The sequence below is a fragment of the Cupriavidus sp. UYPR2.512 genome (genome assembly GCF_000379565.1).
Classification (GTDB): Bacteria; Pseudomonadota; Gammaproteobacteria; order Burkholderiales; family Burkholderiaceae; genus Cupriavidus.
In genome coordinates this window covers 166,091-179,452 of the sequence record NZ_KB902852.1, presented here as the reverse complement: position 1 = coordinate 179,452, position 13,362 = coordinate 166,091, and the positions used below count along the sequence as shown (strand labels likewise).

At 68.8% G+C, this 13,362-nt stretch carries 13 protein-coding genes; 9 read left to right on the top strand and 4 right to left on the bottom strand.

Features of this window, described 5'->3' with window-relative positions; all coding sequences use genetic code 11:
* The first annotated feature begins 124 nt into the window (after positions 1-124).
* Positions 125-745 carry a flavodoxin family protein gene (locus A3A5_RS0100830; RefSeq protein WP_018308768.1) on the top strand — a complete coding sequence of 207 codons (621 nt, stop codon included), beginning with the start codon at positions 125-127 and terminating at the stop codon, positions 743-745.
* Between the two features lie 81 nt (positions 746-826).
* Here A3A5_RS0100830 and A3A5_RS0100825 read toward each other — a convergent pair whose 3' ends face one another.
* Positions 827-1,786: a LysR family transcriptional regulator gene (locus tag A3A5_RS0100825; protein ID WP_018308767.1), complete on the bottom strand. Its 960-nt coding sequence runs from the start codon at positions 1,784-1,786 to the stop codon at positions 827-829.
* 121 nt (positions 1,787-1,907) lie between these two features.
* On the opposite strand from A3A5_RS0100825, the gene A3A5_RS0100820 reads away from it, so the two are divergent.
* Together A3A5_RS0100820 and A3A5_RS0100815 are read left to right on the top strand one after the other, a co-directional pair.
* Complete coding sequence (locus A3A5_RS0100820) at positions 1,908-3,077, top strand: M20 aminoacylase family protein (protein WP_018308766.1); 1,170 nt, start codon at positions 1,908-1,910, stop codon at positions 3,075-3,077.
* Positions 3,078-3,143: 66 nt separating this feature from the next.
* Positions 3,144-4,469, top strand: coding sequence for an MFS transporter (locus tag A3A5_RS0100815; protein WP_018308765.1), 1,326 nt, complete (start codon positions 3,144-3,146; stop codon positions 4,467-4,469).
* A 10-nt stretch (positions 4,470-4,479) separates the two neighbouring features.
* Here A3A5_RS0100815 and A3A5_RS0100810 read toward each other — a convergent pair whose 3' ends face one another.
* Together A3A5_RS0100810 and A3A5_RS0100805 are read right to left on the bottom strand one after the other, a co-directional pair.
* Complete coding sequence (locus A3A5_RS0100810) at positions 4,480-5,301, bottom strand: CoA ester lyase (protein ID WP_018308764.1); 822 nt, start codon at positions 5,299-5,301, stop codon at positions 4,480-4,482.
* An 11-nt stretch (positions 5,302-5,312) separates the two neighbouring features.
* Positions 5,313-6,485: a CaiB/BaiF CoA-transferase family protein gene (locus A3A5_RS0100805; RefSeq protein ID WP_018308763.1), complete on the bottom strand. Its 1,173-nt coding sequence runs from the start codon at positions 6,483-6,485 to the stop codon at positions 5,313-5,315.
* Between the two features lie 124 nt (positions 6,486-6,609).
* On the opposite strand from A3A5_RS0100805, the gene A3A5_RS0100800 reads away from it, so the two are divergent.
* On the top strand, positions 6,610-7,578 hold the full coding sequence (locus A3A5_RS0100800; RefSeq protein ID WP_018308762.1) for a LysR substrate-binding domain-containing protein: 969 nt from the start codon (positions 6,610-6,612) through the stop codon (positions 7,576-7,578).
* Positions 7,579-7,685: 107 nt separating this feature from the next.
* Positions 7,686-8,669 (top strand): tripartite tricarboxylate transporter substrate binding protein, encoded by a 984-nt coding sequence (locus A3A5_RS0100795; RefSeq protein WP_018308761.1) that lies wholly within the window; start codon positions 7,686-7,688, stop codon positions 8,667-8,669.
* Positions 8,670-8,732: 63 nt separating this feature from the next.
* Here the strand turns inward: A3A5_RS0100795 and A3A5_RS0100790 are convergent, their stop codons facing one another.
* The gene (locus A3A5_RS0100790; RefSeq protein ID WP_018308760.1) at positions 8,733-9,647 is read right to left on the bottom strand and encodes a LysR family transcriptional regulator; all 915 of its coding nucleotides are present in this window, start codon (positions 9,645-9,647) and stop codon (positions 8,733-8,735) included.
* Positions 9,648-9,780: 133 nt separating this feature from the next.
* Between A3A5_RS0100790 and A3A5_RS0100785 the strand changes: the two genes are divergently transcribed.
* The 4 genes from A3A5_RS0100785 (at position 9,781) to A3A5_RS0100770 (ending at position 13,332) form a co-directional block, all read left to right on the top strand.
* Positions 9,781-10,884, top strand: coding sequence for an alkene reductase (locus A3A5_RS0100785; RefSeq protein ID WP_018308759.1), 1,104 nt, complete (start codon positions 9,781-9,783; stop codon positions 10,882-10,884).
* Between the two features lie 136 nt (positions 10,885-11,020).
* Entirely contained in the window at positions 11,021-12,178 is a 1,158-nt protein-coding gene (locus tag A3A5_RS0100780; protein WP_018308758.1) for a methyl-accepting chemotaxis protein, read from the top strand.
* A 352-nt stretch (positions 12,179-12,530) separates the two neighbouring features.
* Complete coding sequence (locus A3A5_RS0100775; RefSeq protein WP_018308757.1) at positions 12,531-12,995, top strand: SRPBCC family protein; 465 nt, start codon at positions 12,531-12,533, stop codon at positions 12,993-12,995.
* The gene (locus tag A3A5_RS0100770; protein ID WP_018308756.1) at positions 12,976-13,332 is read left to right on the top strand and encodes a helix-turn-helix transcriptional regulator; all 357 of its coding nucleotides are present in this window, start codon (positions 12,976-12,978) and stop codon (positions 13,330-13,332) included. The genes A3A5_RS0100775 and A3A5_RS0100770 overlap by 20 nt, the downstream gene beginning before the upstream one ends.
* Positions 13,333-13,362 lie beyond the last annotated feature (30 nt).

Here is a 13,362-nt window from a genome sequence, read left to right as displayed (position 1 = left end):
GCTCACGCAGCCAACCCAACGGCTCCGTACACTGCTTTCACCACCCGCCGCAACCGCACCACTTCATCACGCGATGCAGCATAAGGGTATTCAGATTTTCGCAACTACCAAGGGATCCGCCATCATGACCACCGCACAAACCCGCGTCGCCATCGTCTACCACAGCGGCTACGGCCACACCGCCAGGCAGGCCCAGGCCGTTGCGCGCGGCGCCGGTAATGTCGCAGGCGCTGAAAGCCTGCTGATCCCGGTCGAGGACATCGACCAGCACTGGGACACGCTGGAGCAGGTGGACGCCATCATCTTCGGCGCGCCGACCTACATGGGCAGCGCCTCGGCACAGTTCAAGGGCTTTATGGACGCCACCTCGCGCAATGTCTTTGCCAAGGGCGGCAAATGGGCCAACAAGGTCGCAGCCGGCTTCACCAACGCGGCCTCGCGCTCGGGCGACAAGCTGGCCACGCTGCAGCAGATCGCGATCTTCGCGGCGCAGCATGGCATGCACTGGGTCAACCTGGGCCTGCCCCCGGGCCATAACAACTCCAAGTCGACCGAGGACTCGCTGAACCGCCACGGCTTCTTCCTGGGCGCCGCCGCGCAGTCCAACGCCGATGAAAGCGCCGACGTGGTGCCGCCGCTGGCCGACCTGCGCACCGCCGAGCACCTGGGTGCCCGCGTGGCCGAAGTGGCACAGCAACTGGTCGCCGGCCGGCGCGCGCTGGCGGCACTGAAAGAAGCCGCCTGAGCCCCTCACACGCTGACTGATCGGCCCCCTCGGGGGCCGATTTTCTTTATCCGGCAGCACCGCAGACGCGCGCCCTGACACTCAGTACAAGACTTCCAGCTGGTCGAACAACTCGCTGTCCTTCTGCGCCGCCGAGCGCGCGCGGCGCCGGATTTCCTGCAGGAGGCAGTCGGTGAAGCACTGCGCCGCGGGGCTGCGCACCGCGTTATGGCGCGTGATGATGCCGAGCCGGCCGGTCTCGAACTGCTCGGCCAGCGCCAAGGCGTGGACCCAGCCGCGCATCGGCTCGGTCAGCAACAGCGGCCGCGGGCAATAGCTGATCATGCCGGCATTGCGGATCAACTCCAGCAGCAGCGCGGTGGAGTGCGCGCAATGCAGCCGCGCCGGGTCGATACGCGCGTCATGCTGCCAGAACAGGTTGCGCATAAAGGACTCGTAGCTGGCCGCGGTGTAGTTGACGACCCAGTCCTGCTCCAGCAGTCCGTGCAGCGAGCGCGCATCCGCGCACGGGTGCCCGCGCCGCGCGATCACGCACGAGGTGTAGGCGAGCAGCGGCTCGCATTCGAATTCCTGCGTGGACATCGCCGCCGTGAACGGGCCCACCGCAAAGTCCAGCGTGCCTTCGCGCAGGCGGGGCAGGGCCACCGCGGTCAGGCCCTCAAAGATCTCCACCTGCACGCCTGGCATGCGTTCGCGAAAGTGCAGCAGCACGCGCGGCAGGAACGTCAGCATGACCCACGGCGTGACGCTGATGCTCAGCCGCCCCACCCCTTCGCCCCGCAGCGTGGCCAGCTCCTCACTAGCTCGGGCAAGCTGACCGACCACCAGGCGGGCGTGGCCCAGCATGCGCTGCCCCGCCTCGGTCAGCGCCACGCCGCTAGCGGTACGCGACAGCAACGGCAGCCGCGCCTCGCTTTCGAGCTCGCGCAGCGCCTTGGTGACCGCCGCCTGCGACAGCCCGACCAGCCGCGCGGCGGCGCGGATGCTGCCGGCATCGGCAACGGCGACCAGCGCCTGGATCTGGTGGAGTTTCATCATCATGGCGGTTCGCGGTGGTGACAACCAGTGGTTGTCAGGATAACAGCATTGCGGCTATCGGCGCGCAGGCGCCCTGCATATGATCGCCGCACGCCATCCCCCGACAAAGCCCACCGGAGACCCCATGCATCCAGATCCCGTCCTGCCCGGCATTCGCGCCATCGAAGCCGAGATGGTGGACCTGCGCCACCGCATCCACGCCCACCCCGAACTCGGCTTCGAGGAATTCGCCACCAGCGACCTGGTGGCGGAGTGCCTGCAGGCCTGGGGCTATGCCGTGCATCGCGGCCTGGGCGGCACCGGCGTGGTGGGCACCCTGCGGCACGGCGAGGGCCGCGCCATCGGCCTGCGCGCCGACATGGACGCGCTGCCGATCCGCGAAGCCACGGGCCTGCCGTATGCCAGCAAGATCGACGGCAAGATGCATGCGTGCGGCCACGACGGCCACACCGCCACGCTGCTGGCCGCGGCCCGCTACCTGGCCGAGCACAAGCCCTTCCAGGGCACGCTGCACGTGATCTTCCAGCCGGCCGAGGAAGGCATGGGCGGCGCGCGCGAGATGATCCGGGACGGCCTGTTCCGCCTGTTCCCGTGCGATGCGGTGTTCGCGCTGCACAACATGCCCGGCCACCCGACCGGCAAGTTCGGCTTCCTGGGCGGGCCGTTCATGGCCTCGTCGGATACCGTCACGATCCGCGTCACCGGCCGCGGTGGCCATGGCGCGGTGCCGCACCGGGCAGTCGATCCGGTGGTGGCATGCGCATCGATCGTGATGGCCTTGCAGTCCGTGGTGGCGCGCAACGTGAACCCGCTCGACATGGCCATCGTAACCGTCGGCGCGATCGAAGCCGGCAAGGCGCCCAACGTGATTCCGGAAAGCGCCGAGCTGCGCCTGTCGGTGCGCGCGCTGAAGGCCGAGGTGCGCGACCTGCTGCAGGCCCGCATCACCGCGCTGGCACATGCGCAGGCCGAGAGCTTTGGCGCCAGCGCCGAGGTGCACTACGACCGCCGCTACCCGGTGCTGGTCAACCACCCGGCCACCACCGAGATGGCTCGCGAGGTCGCCCGTGAATGGCTGGGCGAGGACGGCCTGATCGACAACATGGTGCCGCTGACCGGCAGCGAGGACTTCTCTTTCATGCTCGAGCAATGCCCGGGCTGCTACCTGATCGTCGGCAATGGCGATGGCGAGGGCGGCTGCATGGTGCACAACCCGGGCTACGACTTCAACGACGCCTGCCTGCCGCTTGCGGCCACCTACTGGGTCAGGCTGGTCGAGCGCTACCTGCGCTGAGCCACGCTCCGCCATCGACAATGACCGGCCCCGAGGCCGGCGCCACCCCACCCACGGAGACACCGAATGTCCACTTCCCTGCCCGCGCAGCCGCTTGACGGCGCTTATGCCGCGCCCCCGGCCAGCCGCGCCGCGCCGCGCCGTCGCGTGATCGCAGCCATCACCATTGGCAACGGCCTGGAGTTCTACGATTTCACCGTCTATAGCTTCTTCGCGGTACTGATCGGCAAGCTGTTCTTTCCCGTGACCGGCAGCTTCGGCCAGCTGATGCTGTCGCTGGCCACGTTTGGCGTGGGCTTTGTCGCGCGCCCGCTCGGCGGCCTGATGATCGGGCTCTATGCCGACCGCGTGGGGCGCAAGCCGGCCATGGCGCTGACGCTGTGGCTGATGGGGCTGGGTTCGCTGCTGTTCGTGGTCACGCCCACCTATGCGCAGGCCGGCCTGGCCGCGCCGCTGCTGATCGTGCTGGCGCGGCTGCTGCAGGGCTTTGCGCTGGGCGGCGAGGTCGGCGCCTCCACGGCGCTGCTGATGGAGTACGCCGATGACCATTCACGCGGCTACTACGGCAGCTGGCAGCTGTTCAGCCAGGGCGTCAGCGTGCTGCTGGGTGCGGTGGTCGGGCTGTCGCTGACCAACGGGCTGTCGCCTGATGCCCTGCAAAGCTGGGGCTGGCGCGTGCCGTTCGCCATCGGCATCCTGGTCATCCCGCTGGGCCTCTATATCCGCCGCCACCTGGAAGAAACCGCCGAGGCGCCGGCCGTCTGCGCGCCGGGCCACGAACGCACCGGCCTGGCCGAGATCTTCCGCGGACACGGCCGCGTCGTGGTGGCCGGCGTGCTGGTGACGATCGGCGGCACCTCGGCGACCTATATCGTGCTGCATTACATGACCAGCTACGCGGTGACGGTGCTGAAGATCCCGCTCGGGCTCAGCATGGCCGCCGGCTGCGTCGCCGCGCTGGTACAGGTGGCGCTGGCCGCGTATGCCGGCCGGCTGTCGGACCGGATCGGGCGCAAGCCCGCCATCCTGTGGTCGCGCGTGGCCATGCTGGTGCTGGTCTATCCCACCTTCATGCTGCTCAACGCGCGGCCGTCGCTGGGGATGCTGCTGGCAGTGGTCGCGGTACTGGCCCTGCTGCTGGTGCTGAATACGGTGCCGTCGGTGGTGCTGATCACCGAGCTGTTCCCGCGCCGCATCCGGGCGAGCGGGCTGTCGGTGGTCTATTGCATCGGCGTGCTGGTGTTCGGCGGCTTCGCCCAGCTGATCGCCACCTGGCTGATTGAGCTGACCGGAAATGCCAGCGCGCCGGCGCTGTATGTGATCGGCTGCGGCCTGATTTCGCTGCTGGGGCTGGCGATGGTGCCGGAGACGGCGGGCAAGCGGCTGGATTGACGCCGGTGGACTAGGCGCCGGCCAAGATCCGGCGTGCGCGCTCCAGCACGGGGCGATCCACCATCTTGCCGTCCACTGCCACCGCGGCGCCATCGGCAGCGGCGGCCGCGGCCATGACGCGCCCGGCCCAATGCCGTTCATCGGCCGACGGCGCCAGGCCGTCGTGCACGCCGCGGACCTGGTCCGGATGGATCAGCAGCTTGGCGCCAAAGCCGAAGGCCCGGGCGCGGCGCGTTTCAGCGGCAAGCGCGGCGTCATCGCCGATCGCGGTGCAAACGCCATCCACGGGCGCGGGCAAACCCGCCGCGCGGGAATGGAGCACCAGCCGGCTGCGGAAGTAGTGCAACGCTTCGCCATCGTCATGCACGCCGAGGTCGAACATCAGGTCGATGCTGCCGAACAGCAGCCGGACCACGCTGCCGGCGCGGGCCAGTTCGCGCAAGCCGGCGAAGCCGGCGGCGTTCTCGACCAGCGGGCAGCAGCGCACCCCCGGCAATGCCGCAGCCAGCGCATGAACGTCGGCCGGATCCGCCTTCGGCAGCACGATGTCGGCGGCCCCCTGCGCGCGGCACCAGGCGAGATCGTCCTCGTAGTACGGGGTATCGGCACCGTTGATGCGCGCCAGCATGGCGACGCCCGCCGCCGCTGCCTGCTCGCCCAGCGCCGCCCATGGGCCGGCAAGCCCGTCGCGGGCGTGCCCCTTGTCGGCGGGCGCGACTGCATCCTCGAAGTCGACGATGACGGCATCGGCACCGGAGCCGATCGCCTTGGCGATGCGCTCCGGACGCGAGGCCGGGACAAACAGGTAGCTGCGCGGATTGGCGATCGGCATGGCGGCTTCTTTCAGACTGCGCCGGACGAGCGCAATGCGGCAATCTGGTCCGCGGTCTGGCCCAGCTCGGCCAGGATGGCATCAGTGCTCGCGCCGAGCGACGGAATCGGGTCCATGCGTGCCTCGGTCATGCCCGGCGGCAGCAACGCCGGCACGGGACCCACCGGCGTATCGACCTGGCGCCAGCGCTGGCGCGCCGCCAGCTGGGGGTGGTCCCAGACGTCAGCGATGGTATTGACCCGCGCATTGGCGATCCTGGCGCCCTCCAGCCGGTCGACCACCTCGGCGGCGGTCAGGCCCGAGAAGCTCTCGACGATGCGCGCGCGCAGCGCCGCGCGGTTCTGGTTGCGCAGGCTGTTGCTGGCAAAGTCGGGATGCGCGGCCAGATCGGGTTCGCCCAGCACCGCCTGGCAGAACACGACCCACTCGCGCTCGTTCTGCAGTCCCAGCATCACGGTCTTGCCATCGCCGGTTGGAAACGGGCCATAGGGATAGATGGTGGCGTGCGCCGCGCCCGCGCGCGGCGGCGGCTCGGCGCCATCGAAGGCATAGTAGAGCGGGAAGCCCATCCACTCCACCATCGATTCCAGCATCGAGATATCGATGCGCTTGCCGCGCCCGGTCTTGCCGCGTTCGAGCAGCGCGGCCAGGATATTGGTATAGGCATACATGGCGGCCGCAATATCGGCCACCGAGGCGCCGGCCTTGACGCCGTCCTCCGGCGTGCCAGTCACGGAGACAAAGCCGGATTCGCTCTGGACCAGCAGGTCGTAGGCCTTCTTGTCGCGGTACGGGCCGTCGCTGCCATAGCCCGAGATATCGCACACGATCAGGCGCGGGTACTTTTCGCTCAGGCTGTCGAAATCCAGGCCCAGGCGCGCGGCCGCGCCGGGCGCGAGGTTCTGCACCAGCACATCCGCGCGTTCGAGCAGTCCGGCCAGCACGGGGGCGGCCGCGGCGTGCTTGACGTCGAGCGTGAGGCTCTCCTTGGAACGATTGGTCCAGACGAAGTGTGAAGACAAGCCGCGCACGCGCGTGTCGTAGGCGCGGGCAAAATCGCCGCTGCCAGGCCGCTCGATCTTGATGATGCGCGCGCCCAGGTCCGCCAGCTGGCGGGTGCAGAACGGGGCCGCGATCGCCTGCTCCAGGGAAACGACGGTGATGCCTTCGAGGGGATGGGGCATGGTGGTATCCGGTTTTGCGCAATGTCCTGACGGCAATCTACCGGACCGGGCCGCACCTGGGAAATACCGATTGCCGAGGGGATCATAAGTAAAATGAATACTTTGAAAATCCCCGGAGCCCGCCATGGACCTGCGCGCCATGCGCTATTTCATCGCCATCGTCGACCAGGGCAGCCTGACGCGGGCCGCCGAAGTGGTCTGCGTGGCGCAGCCCGCACTCAGCCAGCAACTGGCGACGCTGGAAAAAGAGCTGGGCGTGCCGCTGGTCCACCGCGGCGCCAAAGGCGTCAAGCCCACGGAAGCCGGCCGCACGCTCTATCGCCACGCCCGCAATATCCTGCGGCAGGTGGAGATCGCCGGCGCCGAGGTCCGGGTGGCGGGCACGGATGCCACCGGCATGGTTGCCATCGGCCTGCCCACCACGGCGGCAGCGGCATTCGGCATGCCGCTGATCCGCGCCGTGCGCGCCCGCTATCCGCAGATCCGGCTTCAGCTGTTCGAGAGCATGAGCGGCTATATCTCGGAGCTGCTGGATCACAACCGGCTGGATTTCGCCATCCTGTTCCGCGATGTGCCGTCGCGCGCGGTGGAACTGGAGCGGCTGGCAAGCGAACCGCTATACCTGGTCGGGACGCTTCCCGTGACGCGCGGGCGCGCAAAGGCGCAAGCGAAGTCCCGGGCGCAGGCCGGTACGCAAGACGCTAAGGTCGCGATCAAGGCACTGGGCGAGCTGCCACTCGTGCTGCCAAGCGGCTCGCAGGGCCTGCGCGAAGTGGTCGAGCTTGCCTTCGCCCAGGCCGGCGTGCCGCTGAACGTGGTGGCCGACCTGGATTCGCTGCCCTTCCTGCTGGCGACCGCGCGCGAGGGCCTGGCCTGCACCATCCTGCCCGCGTCGTCACTGTCCGAGGCGGACAGCGAAGTGCCGCGGCACCTGATCGTGCCGGAACTGCGCCGCACGCTGTCGCTGTGCTGGCCACGCGCGCTGCCGCGGACCAGCGCGGCCGAGGCCGTGGCGGAGGTGCTGCGTGAACTGGTGGCCGGGCGCATCGCGGCGGGCGGGTCGCTGAAGCCGCCGCCTGCAGCCGATCAATAAAACTTATGCCCGTAGTCGGCGATTGAATTTCACGCCGGCGCGGCAGTCGGCTAGAGTTGCCACCAGCCTGGGCCGGCATTCACGGCCCCGCAACTCCAGGAGACACCATGCAACGCACCCGCCGCGCCCTGGCAGCCGCCGCTGCCCTGGCCGCCTGCCTGCCGCTGTTCAGCGCCAGGGCCCTCGCCGCCGACCCCTATCCGTCCAAGCCCATCCAGATGATCGTGCCGCAGGCGCCGGGCGGCACTAACGATATCGTCGCACGCCTGGTCGCCGCGACCCTGTCGCAACGGCTTGGCCAACAGGTGGTGGTGGAAAACCGCCCGGGCGCCGGCGGCAATATCGGCACCCAGGCCGCGGCCCGCGCCACGCCGGACGGCTACACGCTGCTGATGACCATCAGCAGCACCCAGGCCATCAACCCGTCGCTGTACCGGAGCATCCCGTTCGATCCGGTCAAGGACTTCGAGCCGATCGCACCGGTGGCGAGCGTGCCGAACGTGCTGGTGGCCAACCCCGCCTTCCCCGCCAGGTCGCTGCCCGAGCTGATCGCGCTGGCCAAGGCCAAGCCCGACTACTACCGCTATGCCTCCGCCGGCAATGGCACGCTGAACCACCTGCTGGGCGAGATGCTCAACAGCATGGCCGGCATCAAGCTCGAACACGTGCCCTACAAGGGCGTCGCGCCGGCGCTGAACGATGTGCTGGGCAACCAGGTGCCGCTGGCCTTCGCCAGCCTGCCGTCGGTGCTGGCCCATATCAAGGCGGGCAAGGTGCGCGCGCTCGGCGTCAGCTCCGCCAAGCGCTCGCCGTTCGCGCCGGACATTCCGGCGATCGGCGAAACCGTGCCCGGCTATAGCGGCGACCTCTGGGTCGGCCTGTTCGCGGTCAAGGGCACGCCGAAGGACGTGACGCAAAAGCTCGGGCAGGCCATGCAGGAGATCCTGGCGGACAAGACCCTGCGCGACAAGCTGGCGGCACAGGGCGCCGAAGTCATGACGGGCACGCCGCAGCAGTTCAGCAAGATGCTGGCGTCCGACATGGACAAGTGGGCCCGCATCGTGAAGGCATCGGGCGCGCAGGTGGACTAGGCGCAGAACGGGCACCCAGGCGGTGCGCCAGTGGGCATGCCGCCACGCCCGCACACCCCCGCCCTATCGGCCAACGAGCGCCGCCAGCTCCGCCGTGCGCTGGGCCACGAAATCCCGCAGCGCCCGCAGCAGCGGCGTCACCTGCCGCCGCCCCGGCACCACCATGTACAGCGGCGACGCCTCGGTGCCCCAGTCCGTGCACAGCGCCTGCAAGCGCCCTTCGGCCAGGTCCTCGGCCACATCGAAATAGGCCTTGTATGCGATGCCCTTGCCGAGCCGCGTCCAGCGGTGCACCGCATCGCCGTCGTTGGAAACATTGAAGGCCCGCACGCGCACCGTGACGGCATCGGTGCCATGGCGCCAGAAGCGCCAGCGGTCATGCACCTCGTCGCCGAGCATGTAGCACAGGCAGTTATGCTCCGACAGCGCCAGCGGCGTGTCCGGGGTGCCGTGCTGCGCCAGGTATTGCGGTGACGCGCACAGCACGCGGCGGTTGTCGGGCGCCACCGGCAAGGCGACCAGGTTGGAGTCCGGCGGCTCGCCATAGCGGAACGCCGCGTCCACCGGATCGCTGTAGATATTGGCGATGCGGTCGGTCAGGTGCAGACGGATCTCCACCTGTGGGTGCCGGGCCTGGAAGGCATCGAGCCACGGCAGCAGCAGGTTGCGGCCGAAATCCGACGTTGCCGACAGCTTCAGCGCCCCGCGGAATGCCTGCACGCCGGTGGCCAGTTGCTGGCCGACCTGCTGCAACGCGTCCAGCGCCGGCCGGCCTTGTGCCAGCAGCAGTTCACCTGCCTGCGTCAGGCGCATGGTGCGGGTGGAACGCACGAACAGCTGGGCGCCCAGTTCTGCTTCCAGCCGCTTGAGCGCGGCGCTGGCGGCGGCCGGCGTCAGGTCCAGCGCCCGCGCGGCGGCCGACAGGCTGCCGCTGTCAGCGGTGCGCACGAAGATATCCAGGTCTTGCAGGGCCTTCATCGGTCGATTCCCGGGATGGGCTGTGATTTTCAAATATTAATTGATAGCTGCAGCAAATATTGCGGGGTTTTTCAAATAAGAGGCCAGTGGGACGATGGTGCATCCACACACCACACCCATCAGGAGCCCAACCATGACCGCACAACACCTGCTCAGCCCCCTGCCCCTCGGCCAGCTCTCGCTGCCCAACCGCATGGTGATGGCACCGATGACCCGCGCCCGCACCAGCCAGCCCGGCAACGTGCCCAATGCGCTGATGGCGTCCTACTACGCCCAGCGCGCCAGCGCCGGCCTGATCGTCACCGAGGCCACCCAGGTTTCGCCCCAGGGCCAGGGCTACAGCTTCACGCCCGGCATCCATAGCGAGGCGCAGGTGCAGGGCTGGCGCGGCGTCACCGACGCGGTGCACCATGCCGGCGGACGCATCGTGCTGCAGCTTTGGCATGTGGGCCGGATGTCGCATGAGAGCTTCCATGCCGACGGACTGCCGGTGGCGCCGTCGCCGCTGTCGCCCGATGCGCAGGTCTGGGTCGCCGGCGACGACGGCGTCGGCCGCATGGTCGACTGCCCGGTGCCGCGCGCCATGACCGGGGCCGATATCCGCGCCGTGATCGAAGACTTCCGCCGCGGCGCCGCCAACGCCATGCGCGCCGGCTTTGACGGCGTGGAAATCCACGGTGCCAACGGCTACCTGGTCGACCAGTTCCTGCGCACCACCGCCAACCACCGCACCGACGCCTACGGCGGCTCCATCGCCAACCGCATCCGCTTTGCCGAAGAAGTGGTCGCCGCCGTGGCCGGCGAAGCTGGCGCCGAGCGCACCGGCATCCGCCTCGCGCCCTTCATCACCCAGCGCAACATGAACTGCCCGGAGATCATTCCGACCATCCTGCAGCTGGCACAGCGGCTCGATGCAGCAGGCGTGGCCTATATCCACCTGGCGGAAGCGGACTGGGACGACGCGCCGCAGATCCCCGAAGACTTCCGCCACGCGCTGCGCGCCGCCTACAAGGGACGCGTAATCGTGGCCGGCAAGTATGACCAGGCCCGCGCCGAACGCATCCTGGGCCAAGGGCTGGCCGACCTGGTCGCGTTCGGGCGCCCCTTTGTCGCCAACCCGGATCTGCCGGCACGCTTTGCGGCCGGCCTGCCGCTGGCTGGTTTTGACAGCCAGAGTTTGTTTGGCGGAGATGCGCGGGGGTATACCGACTACGCGGACTCCGCGGCGGCGGCATAGGCCGGCTTGCCCAGGAAACTGCTAAAGACCGCGCCGTCCCTGCCGTTAAGCAAGAGTTGGCCAGCGAAGGACATTGGCAAGACAGGCAGCCGGCACGCCGGTGCCTGCACTTCTGGGGTGGAAACGGGAGAGAGACATGCAGAACCTGGGGATTCGCATACGCCTGGGCGCGGCGTTTGGCGCCATGTGGTCGCTGATGGCGATCGGGATCGCGGTGGCCATGCCGCGGATGCAGGATGCGGCCGATGCGCGGCGCCTGTTGATCGCGTTGGGCGTGGGTGGGCTATGCCTGGCGGTGGGCGCGGTCTGGGCGCTGGCACGCAGCATCGAGGCCCCGTTGGCCGAGGCCGTCTACATTGCCGAAACCGTGGCGGCAGGCGATCTCAGCCAGGAGTTCGACACCGAGCGAGGCGGCGAGTTTGGCCGGCTGCTGGGCGGCCTGGGAGAGATGGAAGACATGCTGACCGACCTGGTGACACGCATCCGCGCTGCCACTGATTCGATCACCACCGCTTCGCACCAGATTGCCGCAGGCAATACCGACCTGTCGCAGCGCACGGAAGAGCAGGCGGCGGCACTGGAAGAGACGGCGTCGAGCATGGGCGAGCTGACTTCGATGGTGCAGCAGAACACCGAACGCGCCCGCGCCGCCAACGGGCTGGCGGCAACCGCATCGGGCATCGCCGCGCGCGGTGGCGAAGTGGTGGGCAATGTGGTGCAGACCATGTCGGCGATCAGCGCCAGCTCGCGCAAGGTCACGGACATCATCGAAGTGATCGAAGGCATTGCCTTCCAGACCAATATCCTGGCGCTGAACGCGGCGGTGGAAGCGGCGCGCGCGGGCGAGCAGGGCCGCGGCTTTGCCGTGGTGGCGGGCGAGGTGCGCACGCTGGCGCAGCGCAGCGCGTCGGCGGCGCGGGAGATCAAGCAACTGATCGACGATTCGGTGCAGCAGGTGGACAGCGGCTCGGCGCTGGTGGGCCAGGCCGGCGCAACCATGCAGGAGATCGTTCAGGCGGTGGCCAGCGTGACCGGGCTGCTGGGCGAGATCACCGCGGCGTCTGAACAGCAGAGCGCCGGCATCGCGCAGGTCAACGAGGCGGTGGCGCAGATGGATACCGTGACGCAGCAGAATGCGGCGCTGGTGGAGCAGGCGGCCAGCGCCTCGCAGGCGCTGGCGGGCCAGGCCACCGAGTTGCAGCGCGTGGTGGGGGAATTCAAGCTGGATGCGGAACCGGCGTCAGCGCTGGCGCCGGGGCGCGGCGCATTCAGGCCGGACGCGGCATTCGCCTGATGCGGCAGCGCCGGACTGCTGACTGATTGCGTGCTCCCTCTCCCGCTTGCGGGAGAGGGTTGGGAGAGGGCCGGAGTATCGACGAAGCAACGCGTGTCGGTATGCCAGTGCCTGCCCTCTCCCCCGGCCCCTCTCCCGCAAGCGGGAGAGGGGGGCAACCCCCTGTCGGCTGCCGAAAAGGCCGCGCAGGAGACGATGATGCTGTGCGTGTCGCGCTGCAAGGGCCAGCGGCTGGTGCTGGATCTCTGACCACACCGCGGCAGTTCGCAACCTTTTGGTTGCATTTCACCATCCGGTCTCCTAACATGCAACCACTGCGTTGCCTATTCAAGCCTGAACAAGGAGACCGGACATGACCTCATCCACCGACCGCATCGAGCGCAGCATCGTGCTGGCCGCCCCCATCGACCGCGTCTGGCACGCGCTGGCCGATGCCGACACCTTCGGCAGCTGGTTCGGCGTGAAATTCGACGGCGTGACCTTCGCGCCCGGCAAGCGCGCCGTGGGCAGCATCACTTATCCCGGCTATGAGTACCTGAAGTTCGACGTAGAGGTCGAGCGCATGGAGCCGCCGCGGCTGCTGTCCTGGCGCTGGCATCCGGCGCCGATGGAGCGCGGCCGCGACTATTCGGCCGAGCCGCCCACGCTGGTGGTGTTCGAGCTGAAGGAAGCCGAAGGCGGCACGCTGCTGACCGTGGTCGAATCCGGCTTCGACCAGATCCCGCCCGAACGCCGCATGGAGGCCTTCCGCATGAACAGCGGCGGCTGGGACGGGCAGATGGAAAACATCCGGAAGCATGTCAGCGGCACAGCCTGAAACCTTCCCTGCGCCGGAACTGCGCGATGCCGCGACCATCTTCGCCGCGCTTGGCGACGAAACCCGGCTGCGGCTGGTGGCGGCGCTGTGCGCGGGCGGCGCGATGTCGATCGCGCAGCTGACCGCGGGCAGCGCCATGACGCGCCAGGCGGTTACCAAGCACCTGCAGGTGCTGGCGCAGGCCGGGCTGGTGCGCGACAGCCGCGCCGGCCGCGAGCGCCTGTGGCAGTTCGAGCCCGGCCAGGTCGAAGCCGCGCGCCGGTCGCTGGAAGCGATCGGGCGGCAATGGGATTTCGCGCTGGCGAAGCTGAAGCTGGCGGTGGAAGCCGAGCCTTGACCGCCCCCCAACGCCAGCGGTTTGCTCCCC

Coding starts and splice junctions, on each gene's coding strand:
- A3A5_RS0100815 (WP_018308765.1), top strand. CDS start 3,144: ATGTCCACTTCCCTGCCCGCGCAGCCGCTTGACGGCGCTTATGCCGCG.
- A3A5_RS0100805 (WP_018308763.1), bottom strand. CDS start 6,485: ATGCCCCATCCCCTCGAAGGCATCACCGTCGTTTCCCTGGAGCAGGCG.
- A3A5_RS0100795 (WP_018308761.1), top strand. CDS start 7,686: ATGCAACGCACCCGCCGCGCCCTGGCAGCCGCCGCTGCCCTGGCCGCC.
- A3A5_RS0100820 (WP_018308766.1), top strand. CDS start 1,908: ATGCATCCAGATCCCGTCCTGCCCGGCATTCGCGCCATCGAAGCCGAG.
- A3A5_RS0100770 (WP_018308756.1), top strand. CDS start 12,976: ATGTCAGCGGCACAGCCTGAAACCTTCCCTGCGCCGGAACTGCGCGAT.
- A3A5_RS0100825 (WP_018308767.1), bottom strand. CDS start 1,786: ATGATGATGAAACTCCACCAGATCCAGGCGCTGGTCGCCGTTGCCGAT.
- A3A5_RS0100785 (WP_018308759.1), top strand. CDS start 9,781: ATGACCGCACAACACCTGCTCAGCCCCCTGCCCCTCGGCCAGCTCTCG.
- A3A5_RS0100780 (WP_018308758.1), top strand. CDS start 11,021: ATGCAGAACCTGGGGATTCGCATACGCCTGGGCGCGGCGTTTGGCGCC.
- A3A5_RS0100810 (WP_018308764.1), bottom strand. CDS start 5,301: ATGCCGATCGCCAATCCGCGCAGCTACCTGTTTGTCCCGGCCTCGCGT.
- A3A5_RS0100830 (WP_018308768.1), top strand. CDS start 125: ATGACCACCGCACAAACCCGCGTCGCCATCGTCTACCACAGCGGCTAC.
- A3A5_RS0100775 (WP_018308757.1), top strand. CDS start 12,531: ATGACCTCATCCACCGACCGCATCGAGCGCAGCATCGTGCTGGCCGCC.
- A3A5_RS0100790 (WP_018308760.1), bottom strand. CDS start 9,647: ATGAAGGCCCTGCAAGACCTGGATATCTTCGTGCGCACCGCTGACAGC.
- A3A5_RS0100800 (WP_018308762.1), top strand. CDS start 6,610: ATGGACCTGCGCGCCATGCGCTATTTCATCGCCATCGTCGACCAGGGC.